Below are 603 nucleotides of genomic sequence, written 5' to 3'. Positions count from 1 at the left end.
GCCGCCCAACACCGGCGGCCCTTCGCCTTTCATCACGTTGGCGGCCAGCGTTTCCGCTTTCTCTTTGCTTCGGTTGGCAATGCGCAACAAGGTGGGCTCTTCCGCCAGCAACGGCCCCAGCACACCGCGTACTGCCCCGCCTGCGCCCAGGATCAGCACCCGTTTTTTACGGATGCTCCAGCCCTGATTGTCGCAGATATCTTTCACCAGCCCGGCGCCATCGGTGTTATCGCCGTGCAACTGCTCGCCATCCCACCACAGGGTATTCACTGCACCGGCCTGGTCGGCTCGCTCGGTGATGGCATCGCACAATGCAAAAGCCTGTTCTTTGAAGGGTACCGTGACATTGGCGCCCAACCCGCCGGCATTCCGAAAAGCCTGAACCGCGCCGGCAAAATCATCCAACGGCGCTTCACGCTTTTCATACTGCACAGCGTCGCTACGCTGAGCGGCAAACGCATGGTGAATATCCGGCGAGCGGGAATGACTCACTGGATTGCCAAAAACACAATATAACCCAGCCTCTAACGCGGTTTTCTCAGCCGTCATACCCACTCCCGGTGAATCAAAAATTTCTGGTAAAGCTCAATCTCGGCACTGCCT

Annotated in this window: 1 protein-coding gene; it reads right to left on the bottom strand. The window is 58.2% G+C overall.

The genetic code is table 11. From position 1 onward, the window contains the following. The coding region (gene aroE / locus A3754_RS25745; RefSeq protein WP_063521720.1) for a shikimate dehydrogenase at positions 1 to 549 on the bottom strand (549 nt) is incomplete at its 3' end. Positions 550 to 603: the final 54 nt, after the last annotated feature.

The organism is Alcanivorax sp. HI0083 (assembly GCF_001635175.1).
This window is presented reverse-complemented; position numbering and strand designations above follow the sequence as displayed.